The following is a 25,172-nucleotide window of genomic DNA, read 5'->3' as shown; positions in this document are numbered from 1 at the left end:
TAAACGAAAAAAATTTGGGGCTTCAACTTTTCACAACTGATAAAAAAATTCCACCCACATCTGCGGAATGTGGGTTTTAAGTGCGTCAGTTGTTTTTGATCGTCGGGAATCAGCGAATAAGCAGCTTGCTGTACTCGATCGTGTAAAAAATTGTATACAACCTTCTGAGAATTTTGTTGAGGAACTGCTTGATTTTCTTGCCCTACATAAAACTTATAAACATCACCAACTGGTAAAATCAGACCTTCTTGTAATGCTTTCCACAAAGCAGCAGCCGTCTCAATTTGAGATTGTTGCGAAACAATTGCCAATGTTGCTCAATCAAACTGATTGCCAATACAAGCAGCTAACTGCAACATCTGTTGAGTTGAGGGCGGTAGCTTCCCTAATTGTAATGCCATAAAGACAACGACATCATCTGTAACCGCAAGCTGATTTACTTGTGCAATGTCACATTCCCAGCCCCCTTGTACCTCCCTCTGTCCCCCCTTGGTAAGGGAGGATGAAAGGGGGGTGGGGGATAGAGAGGGGTAGTTAAATTGAATTAGTCGCTCTTGATGTAAGGCTTTGAGAAATTGCGTAGCAAAAAATGGATTTCCTTTGGTTTTCTGAAATATCAGTTGAGAAAGAGGCAATGTCAAACTTTCGGTCGATTTCAGGGTGTCAGCGACTAACTGATTTACTTTTCTTAGGTTTAGTGGTGCTAAATTAATTGTATTAATCGTTGCTTGGCTTTTTTTGAGTTCGCTCAAGGTCAACATTAATGAATGTGCTGGATTGACTTCATTATCGCGGTATGCACCTATTAATAAAAGATGACCTGTATCAGCCATTAAAAGCTGCATTAATTTCAGCGATGCCGAATCTGCCCACTGTAAATCATCTAAAAATATCACTAATGGATGTTCTAAGGTGGTAAAAATTTTGGTGAACTTTTGAAACAATAAATTAAATCTATTTTGTGTCGCAGTTCCTGATAATTCTATTACAGGTGGTTGTTTACCGAGAATTATTTCTAGTTCGGGGATGACTTCAATAATTATCTGCCCATTTTCTCCAACTGCTGATAATATTTGGTTTTTCCACTGCTGAATCTGTGCATCACTTTCGGTTAACAATTGCCCAATTAAATCTCGGAAGGCTTGCACAAACCCACTCAAGGGAATATTGCGCTGAAATTGATCGAACTTACCTTTAATAAAATAACCGCGTTGCCGCACAATTGGTTTATGAACTTCCTTAACGACTGCTGTTTTTCCAATTCCAGAAAAACCAGCTACTAGCATCATTTCTACCCCCCTATTTCCCCCCTTAGCAAGTGGGTATTCAGAGGGGTTAGCGATTCGCTCAAATGCTTGTAGTAGAGTTGATACCTCGGTTTCTCTTCCATAAAGTTTATCGGGGATGATGAAGCGATCGCTTACATCTTTTTGAGCAATTTCCAAGTATTCAATTTGACCGTTTTCTTGAAGTTGAGTAAAACATTTCTCTAAATCAAACTTTACTCCTAATGCACTTTGATAGCGCTCTTCGAGATTTTTTGCCATCAATTTACTAACTATTTTTGATAGTAAAGGCGAGATTTGTGAATTAATTTCATGTACTAATGGTGCTACTTTGGCAATATGACAATGTACCAACTCCATCGGATCGTTTGATTGAAAAGGTAACTCTCCTGTCAGTAATTCGTAGAATGTAACACCTAGAGAATAAAAGTCAGTCCGATAGTCAATTCCCCGATTCATCCTTCCTGTTTGTTCAGGGGAAATGTAAGCTAGTGTTCCTTCTAAGACATTGGGATTGATTAGTGTTTGGGTTTCTCGTGGTAGCAAAGATGCAATACTAAAGTCGATTAACTTGACTTGTTTGGTTTCGGGATTAATTAAGATATTGCTGGGTTTAATGTCTTTATGAATAATGCGATGACGATACAATATATCTAAGGTATTGCACAGTGAGATCGCGATTTCCAAAAATTCTCTCAAAGAGAGTGTATTTTTCCCTTTTTGTGCCCAATCCTTAAGAGAAATTCCCCCAAAGTCTTCCATTACCAGCGCATAACCATTCTGATAGGGTTCCAGGCTATAAGTTTGGACAATCAGAGGTGAGTTAAGATTGTTAGCAATGGTATATTGATTGCGAAACTGCACGAGTTCGCTAAAGGTGGGATAGTCGTTTTTCAAGAGTTTGATGACCACAGGTAATTGGTCACTGGTACGGATAGCCCGATAAACTAAGGTGCGACTTCCTGCATAAACTGTTTCGATAATTTGATAGTTGAGAATTATAACGTTTGTAGGAAGGTTGTGGTTTTGAGCGGAATGATTTATAGCCATTGTGAATTGTTGGAAAATAGCTGAGTGAGTGGTTGGCTAAATGAGGCTGAATGTTATGGAAAAGTTAACTTTTTTGTTCTGGCTTAATTGGTAAGGCGATAATAAATTCTGTTCCTTGACCCGGAGTAGAATTGACGTTCAGTGAACCGCGGTGTTTCTCAACCACAATTTGACGAGCGATCGCCAATCCCAACCCCGTCCCTTTCCCTACTCCCTTGGTAGTAAATAATTCATCAAAAATCTTCTCTTGCACTGCTTCACTCATGCCCACACCGTTATCTTTAATGCGAATCATCGCTTGTTTTTTATCCCCATATATTTCAGTTTTAATGGTAATTTTATTGACTATTTCTGCATAATTTCGGTCTTGATTTGATTCGTCCAAAGCATCGATCGCATTACCTAACAAATTCATAAATACTTGATTCAACTGGCCGGCATAACACTCCACTTGTGGCAAATTACCGTATTCCTTAATCACTTTGATTTCTGGACGATTTTCGTTAGCCTTGAGGCGATGTTTCAGAATCATAATGGTGCTATCGATGCCATCGTGGATATTACAAGCTATGGGATAGTTAGTATCGGCACGGGAGAAGCTTCGCAGACTGTTACTAATATCTCGAATCCGCTTCACGCCTTCCCGCATCGAACCTACTAATTTGGGTAAATCTTCTCGGATGTAATCAAGATCTATGTTATCGATTTCTTCTTGAATCTCTGGATCTAGTTGCGGATATTTTTGTTCATACAAATCGAGCAATCCAAATAAATCTTTGATATAATCTAAGGCGGGTTGAATATTACCAACCAGAAAACCCACTGGATTATTAATTTCATGAGCTACCCCAGCCACTAAATTTCCCAACGCTGACATTTTTTCGCTTTGAACTATTTTTACTTGTGCTTGTTTGAGATCGGTTAATGCTTGTTGAGATTCTTGATACAAACGGGCATTTTCTAAAGAAATAGCAGCTTGAGAAGCCAGCAAATTTAGCACTTCAATGCGATCGCTCGTAAACGCCCCAACTGTCAGGTTATTTTCCAGGTATAAAACTCCTATTAACTGCCCTTGATTAAGAATTGGAATACAAAGAACACTGATCGGCTGGTGCTGTTCAATATAGCGATCGCTCGCAAGCTGGGAACTTACCCTAGCATCAACTATTACCAAAGGTTTCAAACTACGCTTGACAGTGTTAACCAAACTAATTGCTACCTCCTGACTTGATTCTAGAGGTATTGATGGTAATAGCTTAGGTTCCTGTCCCTCTACTACAAGAGCCGCTACCTGTAAATACTTTTTTTGTTTGAGCAATAAGACACACTTAGTGGCGCCAGCATTCGCGATCGCTATTTTTAGGAGAGTAGTCAGGAGTTTATCTACTTCAATCTCCCCAGAAATGGCTTGAGAGGCTTGGATCAGAGTAGGCACATCGAGAAATTCCGAGTTGCTGCTAGAAGAGTTGGTATTATAAGTAATGGTTCCCCGGGCGATCGTTTCTTTAAAGGAAGTAAAGGATTGAGGTTGCTGAAGGATAATACCGAGTAGGCGAGGATAACGTTTTTCCAAATCGTCTATTTTGGCTTTAGCTCCCCATCTGGCATAACAATAATACGCTTCAATCATGTAGGCTTGAGCTACTTTTTCTTTGCCCCATTCCAAGTAGAATTTGGCTGTGAGTTCGTTGGCGAGGGCTTCTTCGTTGATGAATAGATTTTCTTTAGCGAGTTGGATAGCCCGGTCATAGTGTTCAATCGCCTCAGCTTTATTACCCCAAACTCGATGCTTTTCTGCTTCAACCAAATACCACTTATGCAGATGATTCATGGGAGCATTTTGCGCCCGCTGTTGCAGAATAGTTTGATGAGTTTCCACCAGGGCGAGTATTTCGGATTGCTCCTGCTCTGGCTTGGTGGGGAAGATTGCTAGGTACGTCAAGGCTGCATAGAAATGAAAAATCGGAACATGAATCAATCCCGATATTGCCATCAAATACTGCTTCGCTTGGGCAATGTAGTCTAGGGCAGACGTATTGTTTCCATAACAGTAGGCAAGTAAAAGTTTGTAAACATAGACCTTGGCGATCGCCGTAAGTTCATTATTCTGATGATGCTGAGGAAGCATCACCGTTTCATCGTAGGCAGAGCCGATTAAGCAATCAGACGGAATACAGACTTTCCTCAAGTTATTCACAGTCTGCTGAATAATATCAAAATAAGCCAGAGCCGAATATTGTTTTGCCTGTGCCATCGCAGCACTATAACTTGCTATTTCGGTCTCCCAAGTGTCAAGTTCCACCCCACTAAAAAAGTTGGATTCGAGGTATATGAGTATGCTATAGCCAGATTGTAAAAAATTTCCTGTTTCCATAGCAGCCGTATAGCTACCTTTCAGCGTCGGTATCGTTGCCCTTATAGCTTCTTGGCGATGCTGAATAAAGCTCCCAAAAAAAGCTGGAATTGTGGCTTTGAGTTCGCGGATATTGAACCTATCGAGCAAATTCATCGCCAATTTACCAAAGCTATAGCCTGTTTCCACCTTTTCCAAAAAGGCGCATAATACCATTCCGTGAATTGCATACCCCACCGTCGATGCGGGTGCATTCCCAAAGTCGATCGATAAACTCACCATCATGGAGCTAAGAATGGGTAGCAATCCCGGCATTCCCAGAAAAACGGGCGGAAATAAAGCTCCCAATAGTTGTATTGCTGCCTGAGTTGTGGGATCACTCATCACTGGTAGGTCAACCAGTTCTTCAATCCGTTTGCCGCCTTGTTGGCTGCCAAGGGTTTGTAGTGCTTTGCCAATTTTGGTTTCATCAGTTTCGGTGGGGAGTTTAACACCCAATTGTAAGAGTGCATCTCTCCCTACCGCGATCGCTTCTAACATCTTGCCTTGGGCTGTCTGGGCGACGATTAAAATTTCGTAAATTTTAACTTTGTCTAAAATTGTCTGAGCTGATTGCAACACCAGTGTGGCCATCTGTTCCATTCCATCAAAGTCATTATTCAAATAGACAACTTCGGCAGCAGCAACATAGAGATTTAGAGTCAATTCATACTGATGAACCCAGCACTTGCTTGTAAGTAACTCAATTCCTATTTGTAAATAAATCCTTGCTGCGGCGTAAGCTGTAGACTTTCTCGCCTTAACTCCAGCTTTCAAATTCAGTTGAGCTAATGCTTCTCGTTCGCTCGGTTGAGTAATTAACTCAATTCCTAAATTAAAATGCCCGACAATATCAAACAGTTTTTCATCGGGGTCTATCTCTGAGGATTTTTGTAGGATTAATTGTCCTATTTTGAGATGAGTTGCTTGTTTTAGATCGTCAGGAATCAGGGAATAAGCAGCTTGTTGGACGCGATCGTGCAGGAATTTATAAGTGGGATTAGCTGAAGCCTTAAAAACTTCATCAATATCCGATTCCGTAAAGAACTTATAAATTTTGGTCGTGGGAATTACCAAACCTTCCTGCATTACTTTCCATAAAGCCGTAGCCGTCATTCCCGCAGATTTCTCACTGGCAATTACTAACGTATTCAAATCAAACTGCGCTCCAATACAAGCAGCTAATTTTATAACATCCTGAGTTTCTGGCGGCAACTTCTGCAATTGTAAAGCCATGAATTCAACGACATCATCAGTGAACGCTAAGGCTTGGACCCCAGCAAGATCGCACTGCCAATGCCGAATCTCCCAATTAAAGCTAACTAGCTTATCGTCATGTAATGTCTTGAGAAACTGAGTAGCAAAGAACGGATTTCCCTGAGTTTTTTGATACACTAATTTTGTCAAAGGTTGGGCCAGGGATGATTTGCAATTTAGCGTATCCGCCACCAACAAATTCATATCTGGTTCGCTTAACGCTGGCAAAGTAATCCTATTCACTGTTGCCCCTGTTTTAACTATCTCATCCACCGTCAAGATAAATGGATGCACAGGCGAAACTTCATTATCTCGATAGGCCCCCAATACTAATAAATATCCTGTATCCCTCATCAATAGTTGTAGCAAATTTAGGGAGGCTGAATCCGCCCATTGCAAGTCATCCAAAAACATCACTAAAGGATGTTCTTTGCTTGTAAAAACTTGCATAAATTTCTGCATGAGCAGATTAAAGCGATTTTGGGCGGCACTTCCTGACAATTCTGTTGCAGGAGGTTGAGCGCCAATTATGCCTTCTAACTCAGGAATCACATCAATCAAGACTTGTCCGTTGTCTCCCACTGCTGCTAAAACCTGCGTTTTCCATGTTTGCAATTGGGTATCGGATTCTGATAGCAATTGACCCATTAAGTCGCGGAAAGCTTGCACAAAGGCACTGAAGGGAATGTTGCGTTGAAATTGATCGTATTTGCCTTTGATAAAATAACCGCGCTGACGGACAATGGGTTTATGAACTTCATTGACAACGGCGGTTTTCCCAATTCCCGAAAAACCTGCTACTAGCATCATTTCTGTTGCTCCCAGGCTAACTCGCTCAAAGGCAGCTAATAGTCGATCGACTTCTTTTTCTCTACCGTAGAGCTTTTCGGGGATAGTAAAGCGAGCGCTAATATCTCGCTTTCCGAGTTCAAAATCTTCTATTTTGGCTGTTTTTTGTAACTGAAATAAACAATTTTCTAAATCGTGCTTGAGTCCTAATGCACTTTGATAGCGTTTTTCGGCATTTTTTGCCATCAGCTTACTGACAAGTTTCGATAAAATTAGGGGAATTTCTGCATTTATTTTATGGATCGGTATCGAGTGTTTAGCGAGGTGACAATGCACCAATTTCATCGGATCGTCCGAGATAAATGGCAACCTTCCTGTCAACAACTCATAAAAAGTCACACCCAGGGAATAAAAGTCACTCCGATAGTCAATGCCTCGATTCATCCGTCCTGTTTGTTCGGGAGAGAGATAGGCTAATGTTCCTTCTAAGATATTGGGATTCTGTATTTCTTGGGTTTCTCGTGGTAGGAGGGAGGCAATACTAAAGTCAATTAGTTGGATTTGTTTGGTGTCTGGATTAATGAGAATATTAGCGGGTTTAATATCTTTGTGAATGACTCGGTTTTGGTAGAGATAGTGGATAATGTCTGTTAGTTGTATGGCGAGTTGGAGAAATTCTGCTAAAGGTAAAACTTGAGATGGTTGGGTTTCATTTGTTGCTGTTTTGAGATAAGTAGATAGGGAGACTCCGCCAAAGTCTTCCATTACTAGGACATAGCTATTCTGGTATACTTCCAGCGTCAGGGGTTTGACGAGGTGAGGGAAGTCGAGATTTTTGGCAATAGTATATTGGTTGCGAAACTGGACGAGCTCGTTGAAGGTGGGGTATTTGTTTCGCAGCAGTTTGACGACGACTGGGTACTGGTCACGGGTACGGATGCCTCGATAGACTAGGGTACGTGTACCTACATAAAGTTTCTCTGTAATCTCATAACCTGACAAATTTGCGATCGCATCCATAAGTTATTAACCGTTTATTGTACAACCGTTAAATTAAAAGCTTGCATTCTATTGTATTTTATTATTTTACAAAGATAGCGATCGCAAACTCTGCACCCTCGCTAGGGACAGAATTAACTTTAATTTTTTTCCAAAGTTTATAAACTATTATTTGAGCGAAAGTAATTTGGTCGCAAGCATCCGGATTCATCCGTGTACCTGTGAAAAAAGCTCCCCATCCCGATCGCAAGTCCCGGACTCATCCTTGCGAGAAATCTCAAATCTTAAATTTCAAATCGCATAACGTGCGATCGCTAATCCTAAATTAGTTCCTTTGCCTACTCCGCACTATTTGCCCTATGTTATGTATAGTATGCTTGCGTAAGTTGTGATGCTATCATAAAACAATAATTTGTAATTTTTAACCGCAAATATACGCAGATAAACCCGGATCTAGTGTTGAGCTTATCTGCGTATATTGGCGTGATCGGCGGTTTTATTATGCTTTATTCGCCGTAGTGGCTGCCGACAACCTTACCCCGAAACACAACATAATTGTAGATGTTGTAAAAAATCATAATCGGGAGCAGAACGCCCATAAACACAATCATAAATACCAGGGCGCTGGGCGAAGCTGCGGCTTGGTAAATCGTGATTTGTGAGGGAATAATGTAGGGAAAAACAATCAATCCCAAGCCGATGAAAGTAAGCAAAAAAATCAGAATCGTCCAGATAAACGGCGTGCGTTCTTCTTTATTTGCGAGACTTTTCAGCAGCAGCCCTACCAACAGCACTCCCAGCAAAGGAATCGCGGCAAAGACATAAACTAGCGGTTTCTCAAACAACCTGGATCTAGCACTTTCGTAAAAAATCGGAGTGGCGATCGTAATTAAAACTGCTCCAATTAAAGTCGTCACCGCCGCAATTTTAGCCGTGCGATAGTGATTTGTTTGCAGTTCGCCCTCGGTTTTCATAATTAGATAGGTTGAACCGATCAAAACATAGCCTTGAATCAGTGTCAAAGCAACCAAGATCGATCGCCAATCCAGCCAATCCCAAGTAGAACCTACAAAGTGACCGGCTTCATCAACCGCAATGCCTTCGAGCACCGCACCCAGGGCAAATCCTTGAGCTAAAGCTGCTAAAAAACTGCCAGCACCAAAGGCATAATTCCAGAATAATTTGCGATTAGAATGCTCGCGAAATTCAAAGGCTACAGCCCGAAATATCAAACCAAAAAGCATCATGCAAATCGGTATGTACAATGCCGTTAAAATCGTACCGTAAGCGAGGGGAAATGCGCCAAACAGAGCGCCTCCCATCAACACCAGCCAAGTTTCGTTAGCATCCCAAACGTTACCCAAACTCGTCATTAAAATGCCCCTGCGTTCCTCGTCATCAGCAGTCAGAGACAGGATTCCTACTCCTAAGTCAAAACCGTCTAGCATGACATATAGCAGGAGAAATAAAGCCAAAACTACAAACCAAACTTGTGGGAGAAAATGCTCCAAAGCTTGCATACCATCTCCTATTGTTGTGCTTCTACGGGACGTTGATCGGGAATGTGTTCTGCGGGTTGACTTTCGATTGCAGGTTCATTGTCTAATCCCGGTACCGGCAGAGTTAAATTAGGCCCTTGGCGGATAATTCTGCTGCCAAAATACAAGGCACAAACAAACAAAAAGCTGTAAATAACAGCAAAGAAACTGAGAGAAGTTAAAACATTGCTGGCGGGGATGTTTGACACCGCATCAGCAGTGCGAATTTGCCCGTATAAAGCCCAAGGTTGTCTGCCGACACAGCGGACAATCCAACCCGATTCTACAGCAATATATCCCAGGGGAGCAGCTAATACCCAAGCGCGCATCAGCCAAGGTTGACTGCTAATATTTTCAGCAGAAAGTTTGCCTCGCAGCCACTGAATTATACTGAACAGCATCAGTCCTAAAAAGAAGAATCCAATCCCGGACATGATGCGAAAACAATAGTAGATTAAACCCACCATTCGGGGTCTATCTTCTGGCTTCCACTCCTTCAATCCGAGTACGGGTTCGGAGAGTTTTTGTTTGAATTCCAAAACGTATCCTAAGCCATTAGGTACGCTAATTTCCCAGTCATTTTTTTGGGCTTTTTCATTAGGCAAAGCTAGCAAAGTCCAATCTGCGGACTCTCCCGCTGGTGAAGTTTCCCACTTAGCTTCGATTGCTGCTAATTTAGTGGGTTGATAGTGATAAACTTGTTCAGCGCTCAAATGTCCGATGTATATCTGCAAAGGTGCAACGGCGATTGCTGTCGCTATGGCAATTTTTAAAGACTTGGAAAAAAAGGCTTGGTTGCGCTTATTGAGAATGTACCAAGCGCTAATTCCCCCAATGACAAACAGCGAAGTTTCTAACGTCGCAAAAAACATATGGAGAATGCTGTTTAATGCGAACGGGTTCAGAATTGCTTGAAAGTAATCGCTGACAATAAACTTGCCATTGACCATTTCTCCACCCGCAGGAGTTTGCAGCCAAGAGTTAGCGACTAAAATCCATACTGTGGATAGGTTAGCGCCGAAGGCTACCATGATTGTAGCGAAATAATGGACGATCGGGTGAACGCGCTCCCAACCAAACAGCATAATTCCTAAAAAGCCGGCTTCTAGCATAAATGCCATTGAAGCTTCAAAGCCCAAAATGCTGCCAAAAAAGTCACCAACAGCTTCAGAAAATGGTGCCCAATTCGTGCCAAACTGAAATTCCATCGGAATTCCTGAAGCTACTCCAATACCGAAGTTAAGGACGTAGAGTTTAGACCAAAAACGAGCGTGATGGTAGTAGTCGGGATTGCGAGTTTTTAGCCACATTCCTTCAACAATTACCAGATAAATCCCCATTCCAGTTGTCAAAACTGGCCACAGCATATGGAATATGGCGGTTAGCGCAAATTGCATCCGCGATAGGGCCACGGTGTTAGATAAGATATCCATCGTTATATCCTTTGGTCAGTTCAAGAGATGTTAGCTTGCACAAATCTCATAATGGACACTGACAAGGTAACGCAGAAATTTACTTAGTGCAGAATGCACTGACTTATCTTTATTAAAAATTAAGATTTGCTGTTTGAAGGAAGAAGGAAGAAGCCAAGCGCAATAAAATCAATAACATCAATAGTTTCAGCAATTAAGCACGTCCTAAGCCTCTTGGTAGTTGCTATAATAGTAATTTAACTCAAATATAGGTCGCGTGTCCCCCTTAACTTAAAATAGAAAACTTACTCTCAATCTTCCTCTTCTTTTCTCCCCTCGGCTCTCTCGGCAGTTAACTTACATAAAATCTCTCCATAATCAGTCCTTAAAATCTCAAATGGTATTACCTAACCGTGACAGTGTAACTCAGTTTAAATGGTTGAAAATTAGCTTGTTTTTTTGCTGTTCCGCTCAATTCAAGCTGGTAAATACCAGCCTTGGGAAACACGATATCAGCTCCGGGAATCCCTTGATATTTCTCGGCTGATATGGCTTTTAAAGGCGGCTGCATCAGTGGCTTATCCCCTTCTTGGCGCTCTTTTGGATAAACCGCTAATTTGCAATTGCACTGCTCTAAGGGGATAATTTTGCCGCCCCGGCGAGTCAGCGCAAACCACACTCTCGCAGACTGTCCGGCGCGGGGGTTGTGGTTTGGTTCTAGGTGAAAGGTAGCGGCTACATCTCCCGATACTTCGACTTGGTGCGCCAAAACTGAAATCGAGTTTAACTGCGGCGCAGTGGGAATTGCTGCTTCAATTAGCAATCCCCAAAAAACTAACAATCCTAAACTTTTACTTTTGTTTGACAGGCGAAACATAGAACTTCTCTAGTGATAAAATTGACCAAAAAAAGCGCGATCGCACTAGCAAGACGCCCAAGGCAATTATACCCAACATTAGCGCCCCCAATTGATTAACCGCCGTCGATTCAAAGCCGCCGAGATAGTGGGAACCGATGAGTGCCGCGTGTACAGCGCACAACAGGAAAGCTGGAACGCTTAACAGGTGAAGCATTCGCCACAGTTGGCCTAAATAATTTTGAATACGATCGCAACTTGTAACCGCCGCCGGCAACATCAACAGCAGCGACAGCATCCCAGCCGCCATTCCCAACTGGTGCTGCGGCAACATAAAAGATAGCGCGTCAAAATTCCATTTCAGCGTATGGTCCAGCATATGAAACGTGTGGGCGACTGCTAAGACAAACGCGCCCACACCCAAGGCGCGGCGGTAACGGAACAGTTGCGGCAAAAACTTGCTAACCGGACGCGCCAACAGTGCTAGCATCAAGCACAGCAGCGCTGCGTGCCCAGTAAAATCAACCATTTCATCGGTTCGCAGCAAGGTAAGAATTCCGATCGCCACTGTCACCCAACCACCCGCACGAAACAGTTGACTCCGCCTGTTTGCGCTCAATCTGCCAGCAAAAAAACCCACTCCCAGCATAGTTGGCAGCGTGCCGAGTCCAAAAGCCAGCATCGTCGCCGCACCCAAAACCGGGTTTCCGGTTTCCGCCGCCTTAATCTGGGCTGCGTAGAGGAAACCGCAGGGAATCAAACCCCAAAGCAAACCCAAAGCAATCGGCACCCACCAGTTTTTTTGCGCCGAAAGCTTGCTCATTGCTTGTCCGACTCGATCGTGCGACAGCGGGTGCAATCGGGGCAATCCCGGCAGCAAGTTCGGTTTAATTTGCCCTACTCCGAACCAAATCAGCATCGTGCCCGTTAGAAGTGCGATCGCCCGCCGCAATTCGCTACCCGTACCTGCCAAAAGTCCGCCAGCAATTAACACCGAACCCAGTCCGCCAATTGCAGCACCAACCAAAGCGTAAGCAGCTATTCTCCCCAAATTTAGCAGCACGTGAAAGCGCAAAGTCGCTAATTTATCGTTGCCGGAATTAGAAAGAGAAAAGGCCATTGTCAGAGGGCCGCACATCCCAGCGCAGTGACCGAAACTGCCGAGAAATCCCAAAATTGCAATTAGCAGCAGGTCTAGCATTTTGAGTTAGTAGTCAGCAGTCATTAGTTATTAGTTTTTTTACTGCTGATTGATTATTGATGAGTGTTGACTATCATAAATGTAGCCTATCGATTTTGTCAAAAGACAGTCTGTCAATCGATTTTCGATTTTCGATTTTCGATTTTAGATTGACCCCAGGGATAAATGCTCTTTCTTGAGGATTTTCGATTTTCGATTTTGGATTGATTCCACGGATAAATGCGGGGGCTTGTACCATCAAGAAATTCGTGGTCAAATTTATCTCAATCAGAGGGGCGGGTTTATTTATCGCCTGAGTGAGTTACAAATATTTCTCGTGAAACCCGCCTCTACAGACTAATGACTAATGACTAATGACTAATAACTACTTTTGTTCTGGATGGGCCGCCGCTGGCGAAGCTGCACCCATTTGATTAATAGCAGCAATTAGCTGATAAAGCCGCCCCAAATCCCGCTGGTTGAAATGCAAAGTCAGGCGCGGCAGATCGAAAGTCACATCTCCAATTTCCGGCGGCAAAGCTTGACTTTTTTCAATTTTTCCGGTGACAACAATATCGCTAAAATCAGTATTTAGACGATCGACATTATCATCAGAAAGCTCTGTTTTCAAGCGAATTACCAGTTTTTCGCGCACGTAGCGGCAGGAGTGGTAAACCAGATAAAAACTACCTATAGCCTCGCAAGCGACATTTATATCGTCAGTAATGGTATACAGGCTGCGATCGTCGGCTGAAATCAAACCCCGGCCACGCAATTGTTTTTGCACAAAATAATTCCAATCGTGCCAATAATCTCCTCCCGGTCGATCGATCAATACCACAGGAGCCGGCCCGAACTTGCCAGTTTGAGTCAAAGTCAGACACTCAAAAGCCTCGTCCAGAGTGCCGAAACCGCCCGGAAACAGAGCCAAAGCATCGCTCTCCCGGAGAAAAAATAACTTGCGAGTGAAAAAATATTTAAAATTGAGCAATTTGGGATCGCCGGCAATGAAAGGATTAGAACTCTGCTCGAAAGGTAACTGAATGTTCAGCCCAAAAGAACGTTCCGCAGTCGCCCCCTCGTTCCCCGCCTGCATAATTCCCCCGCCGCCGCCAGTAATCACCATAAACCCCTGCTGGGCGATCGCCCGCGCAAAGTCTCTGGCCATCAAATATTCTGCCGATTGCGGTGACACCCTCGCCGAACCAAATATCACAATTTTGCGAACGTGGCGGTAAGGATAAAACAGCTCAAAAGCGCTCTCCATATCTCGGAGTGCCGCCGCAATAATCTTCAAGTCTAGGCGATCGAGATCCTCTCTGGCCATTTGCACTATAGTAGAGAGCGATCGTTCAATCCACTCAGAGTGCTTCAACATTGGCAAGCGATCGAGCAAATCCATCACTTCAGCTTGGAGGGACTCAAAACCTTGACCAGACCCAGAACGAATCATGAATTTTTCCGAAACGATAACAAATTGTCTCTACTAAAAATTAAGGGGCAAGCCAAAGTTATAAGCTAATAGCCACCAGCAAATTGCCCTGCTGGCCACTAATAACTTTTCCCGTAGCTTTGCCCCGGTTCTGAAGCGAGTGAGCTTTCGCGGCCCAAAAAGAACAGCGCGAAACCGCTCGCAGTTGGGTTAAATGTACTTTTCCAGAGTGTTGGCCAGAGTAGTTTTCGGAACTGCCCCAACAACCATATCCACACGTTGACCGCCCTTAAATATCATCAGCGTCGGAATGCTGCGGATACCGTATTGGCTGGCCACGTTAGGATTCTCGTCGGTATTAACTTTTACTACCTTGACCTGCCCTTCATATTGCTGGGCAATTTCGTCTACGACGGGCGCCACCATCCGACAGGGCCCGCACCAGGGAGCCCAAAAATCCACTAGAACTGGAACTTCGCTATCGAGCACTTCCTGCTTAAAGGTAGAGTCGGTTACTTGCGCGGCTGCTGACATCCCTAGCCATCCTTGTAAATACTATTTCTCGGATAACAAGTCTAGCAAAAAATGTAACCACTTGCGTCAACGATTTTAACAGAACGCTTCTGAAGGAAGAAGAAAGACGGTAGAAGGAAGAGGGAAGACGGTAGAAGGAAGAAGGCACAAGGTGTCTGAACGAACAAGGCACTGATTTTTCCGAAGGCACGGATGTTTCCAAAGGCAGAATGCACTTATGTAGAAAAAAAATTCTCCCACTCCCAGACTCTCCCAATCTCCCACTCTCCCCCTCTCCGGAGCTAAAAGCCTCAGTTCTGTATCTAGTAAGCAAGAGCCAAGATTTCCGTCAAAAAAGGAACCGCCCGAACAGTAGTCCGGGCGGAGTGTGGTGTGAGGAGTGAACGGAAACATGCGTCTCCGCTTCTTCTATTGTGACATCTCCTTCTCGATAATTCCACAATATTCTGTAAATTTCGAGACTCTTGAACAAATTTTGTCAAGGTATGCTGGTCTTCGATCGGTAAATCTACTTACCCATGCCCAACTGCTGAGCTTTTTGATAGACTTTACCCTCAGTCAGCAGAGAAGGAGCAATTACCACTTCCACTTGCTGCATCTCCTTAATATCCTTAGCGCCCAAGGTACCCATGCTAGTTTTTAGAGCTCCGAGCAAGTTGTGCGTACCGTCATCTAGCACCGCAGGCCCCCGCAAAATTTGTTCCACAGTACCCGTAGTCCCTACGCGAATGCGAGTGCCGCGCGGCAAAACCGGGCTGGGAGTCGCCATCCCCCAGTGAAAGCCGCGGCCAGGAGCTTCGGCGGCCCTGGCAAAAGGTGAACCAATCATCACTCCATCGGCACCGCAGGCAATGCACTTGCAGATATCGCCGCCAGTAATTAAACCGCCGTCAGCAATCACCGACACATATTTGCCAGTTTCGCGATAGTAGTCGTCCCGCGCAGCGGCGCAGTCTGCTACCGCTGTGGCTTGAGGAACCCCGACACCCAATACGCCTCTAGACGTGCAAGCAGCCCCCGGCCCAATGCCCACGAGAATGCCCGCAGCTCCAGTTTTCATTAAATTCAGGGCGACTTCGTAGGTGACGCAGTTGCCCAAAATTACTGGTATCGGCATCTCTTGACAGAATTGTGTCAAATCTAAAGATGAGATTGATTCAGGGGAAAGGAAAGCTGTCGATACTACAGTTGCTTGGACAAAAAATATATCGGCTCCCGATTCAGCAACCGCCCGGCCGTATTTGCTCGCGCCGGCAGGTGTACCGCTAACGGCAGCAATCCCTCCTCCAGCTTTAATTTCTTTAATTCTGAGCTCGATTAATTCTGGCTTGATGGGTTCGGCATAAAGTTCCTGCATCAGGGAAACAAATTCGTGATTCCCCACACTGGCGATGCGCTCTAATATTGGCTGGGGGTCGGCATAGCGGGTTTGAATTCCTTCTAGGTTGAGCACGCCCATTGCTCCCAATTCCGACAGCAAAATTGCCATGCGGACATCGACTACTCCATCCATGGCGCTGGCGATGATCGGGATTTCTCGATCGATCCCGCCAATCTGCCACTTGGTATCTGCCAAACTCGGATCGAGGGTGCGCTGTCCCGGTACGAGCGCAATTTCATCTATGCCGTAAGCTCTGCGAGCGCTTTTGCCCCGCCCAATTTCAATATTCACGCTGTTTCACTTCCACAATGTATTTAAATTAGACTAACAAAAAGTTAGCCCGCCCGAGTTTAGCTATCGCACGGCTATCTTTAAAAAAAGCTCGGCACTGATTCTGATTGTATTCCGATTATATGAAATCGAAGAGGATACTTTTCCTCAGCAACGGCCACGGGGAAGACTCGATTAACTGTCAAATTCTCAAAGCTTTAAGAGTATCTGGCGCGGATTTTGATGTTTCTGCAATCCCGATTGTAGGTGACGGGGCTGCTTACCGCCGATCGACCGTGCCCATTATTGGGCCCACCAGTCAAATGCCTTCTGGGGGAGTTTTTTACATGAACCCCCTGTTTTTCCTCAAAGATATTGGGGCGGGGCTGATTGCTTTGACTTGGCAGCAATTGCAGGCTGTTTGGAGGCATTCGCGCCACTGCGATTTGGCGGTGGCAACTGGGGATATTGTCGCCGCTGCGATCGCCCATGCCAGCAACCGCCCCTATATAATTTTTCTATCGGCCCATTCTAGTTATTACGAGGGGCGAGTCGATTTGGGTTTAATCTTGTGGCAGTTGCTTTCCTCCGAGAAATGCCTGGCGGTTTTTACTAGAGATGCTTTGACTGCTGCTGACTTAAACCGACAGGGTTTAAATAAAGCTCAGTTTGTCGGCAATCCTGTCATGGACAACCTCAATTCTACGGGCAAAGATTTGCAGTTAATACCCGGAGTTCGGACGATCGCCCTTCTCCCCGGTTCTCGCCTCCGGGAAGCCACCGACAACCTCGTTTTGCTCCTGGAACTGGTTAAAGAAATTGCTAATAGCTCTACTTTACCGATGCAGTTTCTGGCAGCTTTAGTTCCCAATTTGATGCCTCAATTAGATGATATTGCGAGGCTTTCAGGATGGCAACACCGATCGGGCAAGCTCATTCTTCCAGCAATCAAACGGTCTTTTTGTGAAGAAAAATTAGTCGAAGTGATGTGCTGGACCGATGCTTTTGCCGATATTTTGCAGCAGTCTAGTTTAGTAATTGGGATGACTGGAACTGCTGTCGAACAAGCTGTGGGCTTGGGAAAACCTGTAATTGCAGTACCGGGAAACGGCCCTGCCTTTACCTATAGATTTGCGGAGGCTCAAAATCGGCTTTTAGGTGATTCGGTGCAGGTTATTGGCAGACAACCAGCGAATTCGGATATTATCAAGGAAGCTGCTTTGGCAGTCGATCGCACTTTGCAAGATGATAAATATTTAGCCAGTTGCATTCAAAATGGTTTAGAGAGAATGGGGCGATCGGGCGGCAGCATAAAAATTGCTAATTACGCGGCCAACTATCTGGGTTATTGATTGTGGTAGGGTGGGTCAGGTTTTAATTTTTCAATCTACGAAAAGTCTAATTGTGACGCACTATTTATATCGTTTTCGGTTGCATCGGAATAATAAAATCGAGTCAACATTTAACACTCAACCATTCAGTTTTTCTACCCGCCCGTCAACAGTCATGATGAGTGCAACCGGAATTGATATTATTTCCTGGTGCGTCAGTATGAGATTGTTGATTTGTCGCAAAAATAATTGTGGCTGACGCACCCTACTGCTATTTCAACAACTCAGAAACTGTTTTAAACTGGTAACCTTTCGACTGCAAATCCTTGACAATCATCTCAGTTGCTGCTACGGTTTTCGAGCGATCGCCTCCGCCGTCGTGCATCACCACAATCGAACCCGATCGCACATTTGCAATCACCCGGTTTGCGATATCTTCTACCGTGTGTGTTTTTTCATAATCTTGAGAATCCACATCCCACATAATCAGTTTTTTGTGCATTTGGGACACTAAATAAGACAAAACTACAAATCGCCGACCCCAAGGCGGCCGAAAACTGATAGTTTCTTGTTTAACGCCCAAATCTTGCAAAAGTTTGTCGGTTTTTTCAATCTCAGACAGCAAAACTTCTCGGGGTTTAAACATCATATCTTTGTGAGAGTAAGAATGGTTTGCCAACTCATCTCCCCTCGCGATAATCATTTTCACGATTTCTGGATGTTTCTCAATATTGCGGCCGATTTCAAAAAAAGTTGCTTTAACTTGATAGCGGTCTAAGATATCTAAAAGCTGATTTGTATAGGGAGGATAGGGCCCGTCATCGTAGGTAATGGCAACAACTTTCGCTTCGGTATCGGCGCGGTTGACGCCGAAATAATTGTGAAATTTAGTAACTTTAATTAACAGCGATACTGCGAAAAATAATGCTATGGTAAACAGTAGAAGCTTTTGTAATTTTTTACCTATTCGCATAGCTGGACAAGGCTCGATCGAGCATTAAAGTGGATTGCCGTCAGATTACCACAATTTGCAGCGGATGGCATGAATATCGATCGCGCTTGTCAAGTCTGCAAAAAAATGCCGGCCATACTGCAGGTGACGAGTTGTTGTTGAGGTTCCACACTATAATATCGCAGCTAAAAGAGGTGACAAGAGCGATCGCGCCTGTAAAGATATTTGAAGAGAAAGCCGCCGAAATGGCAGCGCGATCGCAAATTCCGACATTTCAAGCCATACCCTCCACCAGCAAGGTAATCTTGTCAATTCCCACCACATAAACCAGTTTCGCCAGTTTAAAAATTATGCCTCGCTTGCACCCAAGCAAGCCACCAACTACTTTGAAAGCAGAACTAGCCGCTTTTCTCAGACTGAATTTCTTCTAGGATCGCTTTTTCCAAATAGCTGACAATCATGATTTTGGGTTCCTAATACCAAGTTTGGCGGAACTTGGAGATGCGACAAACTTATAGCTCGACTCGCTAACTCCTTACTTCCCAACTACGCTTCCACTATCAGAGTAATGTTTTCAAGTCTCACGACGCGAACAACTTCACCGGGTTGCAAAGTTATTTCTCGAACGCACTTGGCAGGCCACCAACTGCTTTGAAATCGCACACTACCGCACTGATTCGGTTTAATTTCTTCTTCAACGATCGCTCTTTCCAAATGGCTGACAGTCATGATTACTTTCTCCTGATTGTAGTTTGGCTGGAACGTTGGGATACTATAAACCTATAGCTCGACTCCCTAACCCATGGATTTATAACGCGGCTTCCACTATCAAAGTAATATTGTCAATTCCGACTACGCGCACCTCGTTACCAGGCTCAAAAGTCAGGTCTCCTTAGCGGGGCCCTCGAAGAGGATCGCACTTCGCGGGCCACCAACTGTTTTGGAAACGAACGCGACCGGACTCATTGGGTCGAATTTATTCATCCACGATCGCTCTTTCCAAATGGCTGACAGTCATGATTGCTTACTCCCGATTGTAGATTTGCCTTAACTTTCAGAATTGATCGCAAACGACGCTGCAACGATCAAAGTAATATTTTCAATTCCCACGACGCGAACCACCTCACCGGGTTCAAAAGTCATGTCTCGATCGCACTTCGCCGGCCACCAACTGTTTTGGAAACGAACGCGGCCGCATTCTTGAGGGCGAATTTGTTCATCCACGATCGCTGTTTCAACATCGTTAATAGACATCGCTGCTTGCTCCAGAATATAAACTCGACTCGATCTGTGTGTAAGTTAGAAGCTTGTCTGTCAACTTCCCCTCCACACTCAACAGTATCCCCGGCCAACCTCGGCCGTGTCAGTCGGTAAAAGTCTATACAAGTCCACTGTTTGAGGGTGTAAGCGAGTCGGAAAAAGTCTGTTAAAGTTGTCTCAGATGGGTAACGCTAAACCTGGTGACTAAATGGAAGCCGATCGTGCACTGGATTTTACCAACTCGTTACTTGTGGCTCGAAACCTGAAAACTCTCGACAACCTTGACAGCGCGATCTTTCGCGAAGCTTGGCAAGGCGTGCAAGGCAGGACGTACCAACAGGTTGCAGATAGTGAAGGGTATGGAGTAGGGACTGTTAAGGATGCTGCCTCTAATTTGTGGAAGCGGCTTTCAGCTTTGTTTGGAGATGGCGAAAAAGTCAAAAGAGACAACCTTCAAGCGGTAGTAGAACGGTATTGGCGCAGCTACTCGAAACTAGAACCGCAGTCGGGACAAACTGTTCCGGCCCAAGTATCTCCTGGACTTGATGCGGATTTGGAAATCGAAAACCCGAATTTTTTGGGCCGCTTCGGGGCGATCGAAGATCTCAATACTCTTGTCGCCCAAGGAGCTAAAGTGATTGTCATTCAAAGTGCCGGCGGTATCGGCAAAACAACTTTGGCCAGACAGTATCTCAAATCTCAAGGGTTCGATCGAACCATTGAACTGTTGATGGCAAAAGAGACAGAGAACATCACGGCATTGGAAAGCGCGATCGAAGAATGGCTCAAGCAAGACTTTCAGGAAGAACCAGGGCCAGACTTTGGCGTCACCCTGGGGCGGCTGAAGCGGCAGCTTCAGACTCACAAAGTCGGCGTATTGATTGACAATTTGGAAGCCGCACTCGACGGACAAGGTAAGTTTATTGAACCGCACCGGCTTTACGTGGAACTGTTGCGAGTTTTGGCTGACGCGGCGGTGCAGTCGGTAACTCTGATTACCAGTCGCGATCGACTGTGCGATTCAGATGTCACCGTCGAACACTACTTGCTGCCGGGATTGGAAGTTGAAGTTTGGCGGCAGTTTTTTAGCTGCCGCAACATCAATATAGATGATGTCGCCCTCAAGGAAATGCACAAAGTTTACGGCGGCAATGCCAAAGCAATGGGCATTATTTGCGGCACGATCCGAGAAGATTTTGACGGAGATATGGCGGCTTACTGGCTGGAAAACAGCGACCATCCGCTCGTTGAAACAGACTTAAAAAATTTAGTTACCAGCCAATTCAACCGCCTCCTCGAACTCGATGCCGAAGCATATCAACTCCTCTGTCGCTTGGGCTGTTACCGCTATCAAGACGTGCCGACAGTCCCTACTGACGGACTTTTGTGTTTGCTGTGGGATGCGCCGGAAGCCGGACGCCGACAAATCATTAAATCGCTGTTGCACCGATCGCTAGTCGAGTCTCAGAAGGGCGAATACTGGCTGCATCCAGCAATTCGGGAAGAAGCGGTCGATCGGTTATCGCCCGGAGACTGGGAAACTGCCAACCGCAAAGCCGCCGAGTTCTGGAGCGAGAGTGTTGAAAATATTGAGACTGTAGAAGATGCGCTGAAAGCTTTTGAAGCTTACTATCATTATGTAGCAATTAGCTGTTTCGAGCAGGCCGCGAGCGTCATCCTCAAAAAAATCAATATCCAGTTTGCCAAAGATTACAAGCTCGGTAGAGCGCTCTACAAATTAGGTTTCTTGCAGCCAATAATTTCAGCAACTACTCGCATCGTCAACAATGTGACTTCTGATTATTATTTGAGCGGTTTATACAGTCTTTTAGGCATTTGTTACCGCATCTTAGGCGAGATAAATCAAGCCATAGAATGCCACCAAATATCGGAAATAAAAGCAACTAAGTCTTTGCAAATTATAGCGAAAAGCAGCGAACCTGAAAACGGCAAACAAGCTAATCTGGAATTCTGGAAAGTTAACGCTGCAATTAATATAGGTTTTTGTCAAATAGAAATGGGCGAATTAGAACCAGCTATGGAGATATTTGTCAAGCTGAAAACTTCGCGGGACGAAATCGGAATTAATAGCTATTCGATCGATGTCGGGTTAGCTTTCCTCAACTCCTGTGTCGGAGCCAAAAAAGAGGCGGAAGAGCTCGCCGAAAAACTTTATGCCGATCGGGAAAACAGTCATTTGGTGGGTACGGGATACAAATTAGTTTTTCTCGCAGCCACCTATCAAAACCTGGGAGAGACAGAGAAAGCTTTGAGCTTGTACCGCCAAGCGATCGCCCGGGCCGACCAAAACCAGTACAGCACCATTAAAGCCAAAGCTCTCAGCGGTATAGCAGCGCTGTACCGAGAACAGGGAGAAATTGACCAAGCCCTGCAGCACCATGCAGAGGCAATAGAAATACTCGATCGAGCCAGCGCTAAATTAGACCGAGCCGAAGCTTGCTATCAACTAGCACTAACAGAACAAAAACTTGGTAACATCGAGAAAAGTCAAGAAAATTTTGAGCGCGCCATTCAACTGTTCAGCGAAATGGACGCCAGCAAACAAGTAGAAAAAGTACAGTTAGCCGCCCCAAAAAAAACAGAAAAAATAGCTAATTAATCGAGCAAAAAATCAGAAAATAGATACAATAAACGAAAGAACAACCATAAACTTTGTAGATATGAAACTAAAACGATTGGGACACGTAGCCGTCTGCGTGCAAGACATAGAGAAGTCTGCTGAATTCTACCGCAACTTGGGTATGGAGTTAGTCTGGAAAGATGCAGACTGGGCTTATTTGAAAGCAGGAGAGGACGGATTGGCGCTGTTGAGTCCGAGTTACGACCAAGCAGGGCCGCATTTTGGGTTTGTATTTGACGATCGCACCGAAATGGAATCCGCCTACGAACAACTCAAAGCCGATGGTGTTTCCGTCACCCACATTCACGAACACCGCGACGGTACTGCATCTTTTTACGGCAGAGATCCAGATGGGAACGGCTTTGAGTACCTTTACGAACCGGTCTGACGATTCTAGAACTTGCGAATCGCGATCGGGCTAAATCCGCTTCAGGTGCGCGGCCTGGCCCACCCTACAGATTAGTGTGTCCGCGCACTCCTAACCCGTTGCTGACGGCCCGGAACATCCCTACAACTCCCCGAATAATGTGAGGTACTCACACCGACGCTTCTAAAGTTCTAAAGTAAGGTGCATACTCTGAATCCGAAATATATCCGCAACTTCCGAAAATCGGCTCGATAATCTAAAATCTAAAATCTAAAATCTAAAATCCTCATGTTGCAGAGAATACAAGTCAGAAACCGCTGGAAATCAATCTTCAAACCCTGGGAAGAAGCAGACCCTTGGCTGTTCGCCGCTTGCATCGCCCTTACCATCTTCGGCGGAATCATGATCCGCAGCGTCGAAATCAACCAGGGACTGATCGACTGGTGGCGGCACTGGGTAACTGGGGCAGTCGGTTTGTTCCTCGCCATCATCATTTCCCGCTGTCGCTACCAAATACTGCTTGAGTGGAAATGGCCGATTTACATATTAATCAATTTGTCGCTGATCGCAGTGCGTTTTATCGGTACTACAGGGCTCGGTGCCCAGCGGTGGATCAACATCGGCGGCTTCTACCTGCAACCCTCAGAATTTGCCAAAGTAGGCATGATTGTCACTTTAGCAGCTCTCCTGCACGAGAAGAGTGTCCCCACAGTCCGGGATATGTTGAGGATGCTGGCGATTATGGCTGTACCCTGGGGATTGATATTTGCCGAACCAAATTTAGGCACTTCCTTAGTCTTCGGCGCGATCACAATGGGGATGTTTTACTGGGGTAATGTCAATCCCGGCTGGCTAATATTGCTATTCTCTCCTCTCATCTCAGTTCTCTTCAATAACCTGTCTACACCGATTTGGATAGCCTGGGTAGTTGTTGCGGGTATTATCGCTTGGCGAACCCTGCCTTGGCCCTGGTTGGGGACTTTCAGTGCTGTGTTGGTGAACGTTGTTTCTGGGCACCTCGGACATATTTTTTGGAATGTTCTCAAGGATTATCAAAAAATGCGTTTGACAGGGTTTTTAAACCCCGAAAAAGACCCTTTAGGCAGCGGATATCACTTGATTCAATCTCGGATTGCTATTGGCGCTGGGGAACTGAAGGGCCGGGGTTTGTTTCAGGGAACGCAAACTCAGCTTAACTTTATTCCCGAACAGCATACGGACTTTATCTTTTCAGCTATTGGCGAAGAATTGGGTTTTATTGGCTGTATTGGCGTGTTGTTGATTTTCTGGATAATTTGTTTCCGGTTGGTGACGATCGCTCAAACTGCTAACGATAATTTTGGTTCTTTGCTAGCGATCGGCGTACTGTCAATGTTGATTTTTCAGGTGTTCGTCAATATTGGGATGAACATTGGCTTGGCGCCGGTTACTGGGATTCCACTGCCTTTCCTAAGTTACGGAAATGCGTCGCTGCTGAGTAATTTTCTCGGCCTGGGGCTGGTGGAGGCGGTGGCAAGCCAGCGACAGCGCAAGAAGCGTTGGAATTAGATCGTTGGCAATTGCTAATTGGTAATTGGTTCTGGGAATGCGATCGCGCTTTTGATTTCTTTCGAGAGATTCTGCGGGCGATCGCATTTTTTGTCGATCGACCTAGCCACATCTAAATTTTACGCTTCCTGAGCCGAGCCTTGATAACTGTCAAGGTAATTGCTCAACTACCCCCCTCCCCTGAAACTGCCTCAAGCGAGACAGTTTTAGATTGTGAATTTTAAGCAAAAAGCTTCTTCTTCAATAAAATTAACGAGAGAATGAGGGTTTCAGCGATCAAAACGGAAAAATGAAATAATTGTGTTCAAACTTTGCAATACTTGCCTACAAAGGGTTTCAGAGATTTTATTTTTGTCCGTAGGGGGGGTTGAGCAATTACCTGTCAAGTTTGATAAAATTCTTGTGGGGTGCGCGCGAAAACCCGCCCAAAAATAAAATTTAGAGGTCCAACAGCTTAAGTAGATAAACTTAATTAAACCACTTCTGACGCAAACAATAAATGCTTTTCTGCGCTATGGGTAAGCCACTCTCTGTGCAGTGGAAGTCCTACTGAGGACCTTATCAATGCTTGAAAGCATTACTATTATTACATCTTTTTTTTCTTCGTTCCTTCTTCCTGAGTAACTGCTCACCGCAACTGCATTGCGGTATCGCCAATGATGTCAGCGATAGGTATGCACTCCAGATAGGTGGTATT

General features: G+C 44.8%; 17 protein-coding genes and 1 pseudogene. 6 read left to right on the top strand and 12 right to left on the bottom strand.

The genetic code is table 11. The features are described from left to right. Positions 1 to 74: 74 nt before the first annotated feature. The 9 genes and pseudogenes from QUA33_RS24155 to QUA33_RS24115 form a co-directional block, all read right to left on the bottom strand. A pseudogene (locus QUA33_RS24155) lies at positions 75 to 2,336 on the bottom strand (ATP-binding protein); the annotation flags it as partial. A gap of 64 nt (positions 2,337 to 2,400) precedes the next feature. Then, the gene (locus tag QUA33_RS24150; protein WP_333151817.1) at positions 2,401 to 7,794 is read right to left on the bottom strand and encodes an AAA family ATPase; all 5,394 of its coding nucleotides are present in this window, start codon (positions 7,792 to 7,794) and stop codon (positions 2,401 to 2,403) included. 485 nt (positions 7,795 to 8,279) lie between these two features. Further along, the gene (gene cydB / locus QUA33_RS24145; RefSeq protein ID WP_333151814.1) at positions 8,280 to 9,293 is read right to left on the bottom strand and encodes a cytochrome d ubiquinol oxidase subunit II; all 1,014 of its coding nucleotides are present in this window, start codon (positions 9,291 to 9,293) and stop codon (positions 8,280 to 8,282) included. Between the two features lie 8 nt (positions 9,294 to 9,301). Next, positions 9,302 to 10,744, bottom strand: a complete 1,443-nt coding sequence (locus QUA33_RS24140) for a cytochrome ubiquinol oxidase subunit I (protein ID WP_333151813.1) — start codon at positions 10,742 to 10,744, stop codon at positions 9,302 to 9,304. A gap of 382 nt (positions 10,745 to 11,126) precedes the next feature. Beyond that, on the bottom strand, positions 11,127 to 11,600 hold the full coding sequence (locus tag QUA33_RS24135; RefSeq protein WP_333151812.1) for a hypothetical protein: 474 nt from the start codon (positions 11,598 to 11,600) through the stop codon (positions 11,127 to 11,129). Continuing rightward, entirely contained in the window at positions 11,575 to 12,780 is a 1,206-nt protein-coding gene (locus tag QUA33_RS24130) for an urease accessory protein UreH domain-containing protein (RefSeq protein WP_333151811.1), read from the bottom strand. Before QUA33_RS24130 ends, QUA33_RS24135 begins: the two co-directional genes overlap by 26 nt. Before the next feature lie 364 nt (positions 12,781 to 13,144). Then, complete coding sequence (locus QUA33_RS24125) at positions 13,145 to 14,212, bottom strand: LOG family protein (protein WP_333079145.1); 1,068 nt, start codon at positions 14,210 to 14,212, stop codon at positions 13,145 to 13,147. Between the two features lie 189 nt (positions 14,213 to 14,401). Then, on the bottom strand, positions 14,402 to 14,725 hold the full coding sequence (trxA, locus tag QUA33_RS24120) for a thioredoxin (protein WP_006631199.1): 324 nt from the start codon (positions 14,723 to 14,725) through the stop codon (positions 14,402 to 14,404). A 508-nt stretch (positions 14,726 to 15,233) separates the two neighbouring features. Then, positions 15,234 to 16,397, bottom strand: coding sequence for a GuaB3 family IMP dehydrogenase-related protein (locus QUA33_RS24115; protein WP_333066301.1), 1,164 nt, complete (start codon positions 16,395 to 16,397; stop codon positions 15,234 to 15,236). A 122-nt stretch (positions 16,398 to 16,519) separates the two neighbouring features. Here QUA33_RS24115 and QUA33_RS24110 point away from each other — a divergent pair, with 122 nt between their 5' ends. Next, positions 16,520 to 17,728, top strand: a complete 1,209-nt coding sequence (locus tag QUA33_RS24110) for a lipid-A-disaccharide synthase-related protein (RefSeq protein WP_333151809.1) — start codon at positions 16,520 to 16,522, stop codon at positions 17,726 to 17,728. 250 nt (positions 17,729 to 17,978) lie between these two features. Here QUA33_RS24110 and QUA33_RS24105 read toward each other — a convergent pair whose 3' ends face one another. After that, on the bottom strand, positions 17,979 to 18,680 hold the full coding sequence (locus tag QUA33_RS24105) for a polysaccharide deacetylase family protein (protein ID WP_333151807.1): 702 nt from the start codon (positions 18,678 to 18,680) through the stop codon (positions 17,979 to 17,981). Positions 18,681 to 18,709: 29 nt separating this feature from the next. Between QUA33_RS24105 and QUA33_RS24100 the strand changes: the two genes are divergently transcribed. Beyond that, complete coding sequence (locus QUA33_RS24100; protein WP_333151805.1) at positions 18,710 to 18,985, top strand: hypothetical protein; 276 nt, start codon at positions 18,710 to 18,712, stop codon at positions 18,983 to 18,985. 220 nt (positions 18,986 to 19,205) lie between these two features. Here the strand turns inward: QUA33_RS24100 and QUA33_RS24095 are convergent, their stop codons facing one another. After that, entirely contained in the window at positions 19,206 to 19,388 is a 183-nt protein-coding gene (locus QUA33_RS24095; RefSeq protein ID WP_333044088.1) for an NfeD family protein, read from the bottom strand. A 318-nt stretch (positions 19,389 to 19,706) separates the two neighbouring features. Beyond that, entirely contained in the window at positions 19,707 to 19,913 is a 207-nt protein-coding gene (locus QUA33_RS24090) for an NfeD family protein (RefSeq protein WP_333036967.1), read from the bottom strand. Positions 19,914 to 20,127: 214 nt separating this feature from the next. Between QUA33_RS24090 and QUA33_RS24085 the strand changes: the two genes are divergently transcribed. The 4 genes from QUA33_RS24085 (at position 20,128) to QUA33_RS24070 (ending at position 24,591) form a co-directional block, all read left to right on the top strand. Beyond that, a complete protein-coding gene (locus QUA33_RS24085) occupies positions 20,128 to 22,539 on the top strand; it encodes a tetratricopeptide repeat protein (protein WP_333151804.1) in 2,412 nt (803 codons plus the stop codon). Positions 22,540 to 22,600: 61 nt separating this feature from the next. Next, on the top strand, positions 22,601 to 22,948 hold the full coding sequence (locus QUA33_RS24080) for a VOC family protein (RefSeq protein ID WP_333151802.1): 348 nt from the start codon (positions 22,601 to 22,603) through the stop codon (positions 22,946 to 22,948). A 267-nt stretch (positions 22,949 to 23,215) separates the two neighbouring features. Then, positions 23,216 to 24,475, top strand: coding sequence for a rod shape-determining protein RodA (gene rodA, locus QUA33_RS24075; protein ID WP_333151801.1), 1,260 nt, complete (start codon positions 23,216 to 23,218; stop codon positions 24,473 to 24,475). Next, on the top strand, positions 24,466 to 24,591 hold the full coding sequence (locus QUA33_RS24070; RefSeq protein WP_333099197.1) for a hypothetical protein: 126 nt from the start codon (positions 24,466 to 24,468) through the stop codon (positions 24,589 to 24,591). The genes rodA and QUA33_RS24070 overlap by 10 nt, the downstream gene beginning before the upstream one ends. Positions 24,592 to 25,172: the final 581 nt, after the last annotated feature.

Origin of the sequence: Microcoleus sp. Pol14D4, from assembly GCF_036701245.1 — a bacterium.
Taxonomy (GTDB): domain Bacteria; phylum Cyanobacteriota; class Cyanobacteriia; order Cyanobacteriales; family Microcoleaceae; genus Microcoleus.
The sequence above is the reverse complement of the archived record's forward strand: the minus strand, read 5'-3'. Positions and strand labels throughout refer to the sequence as shown.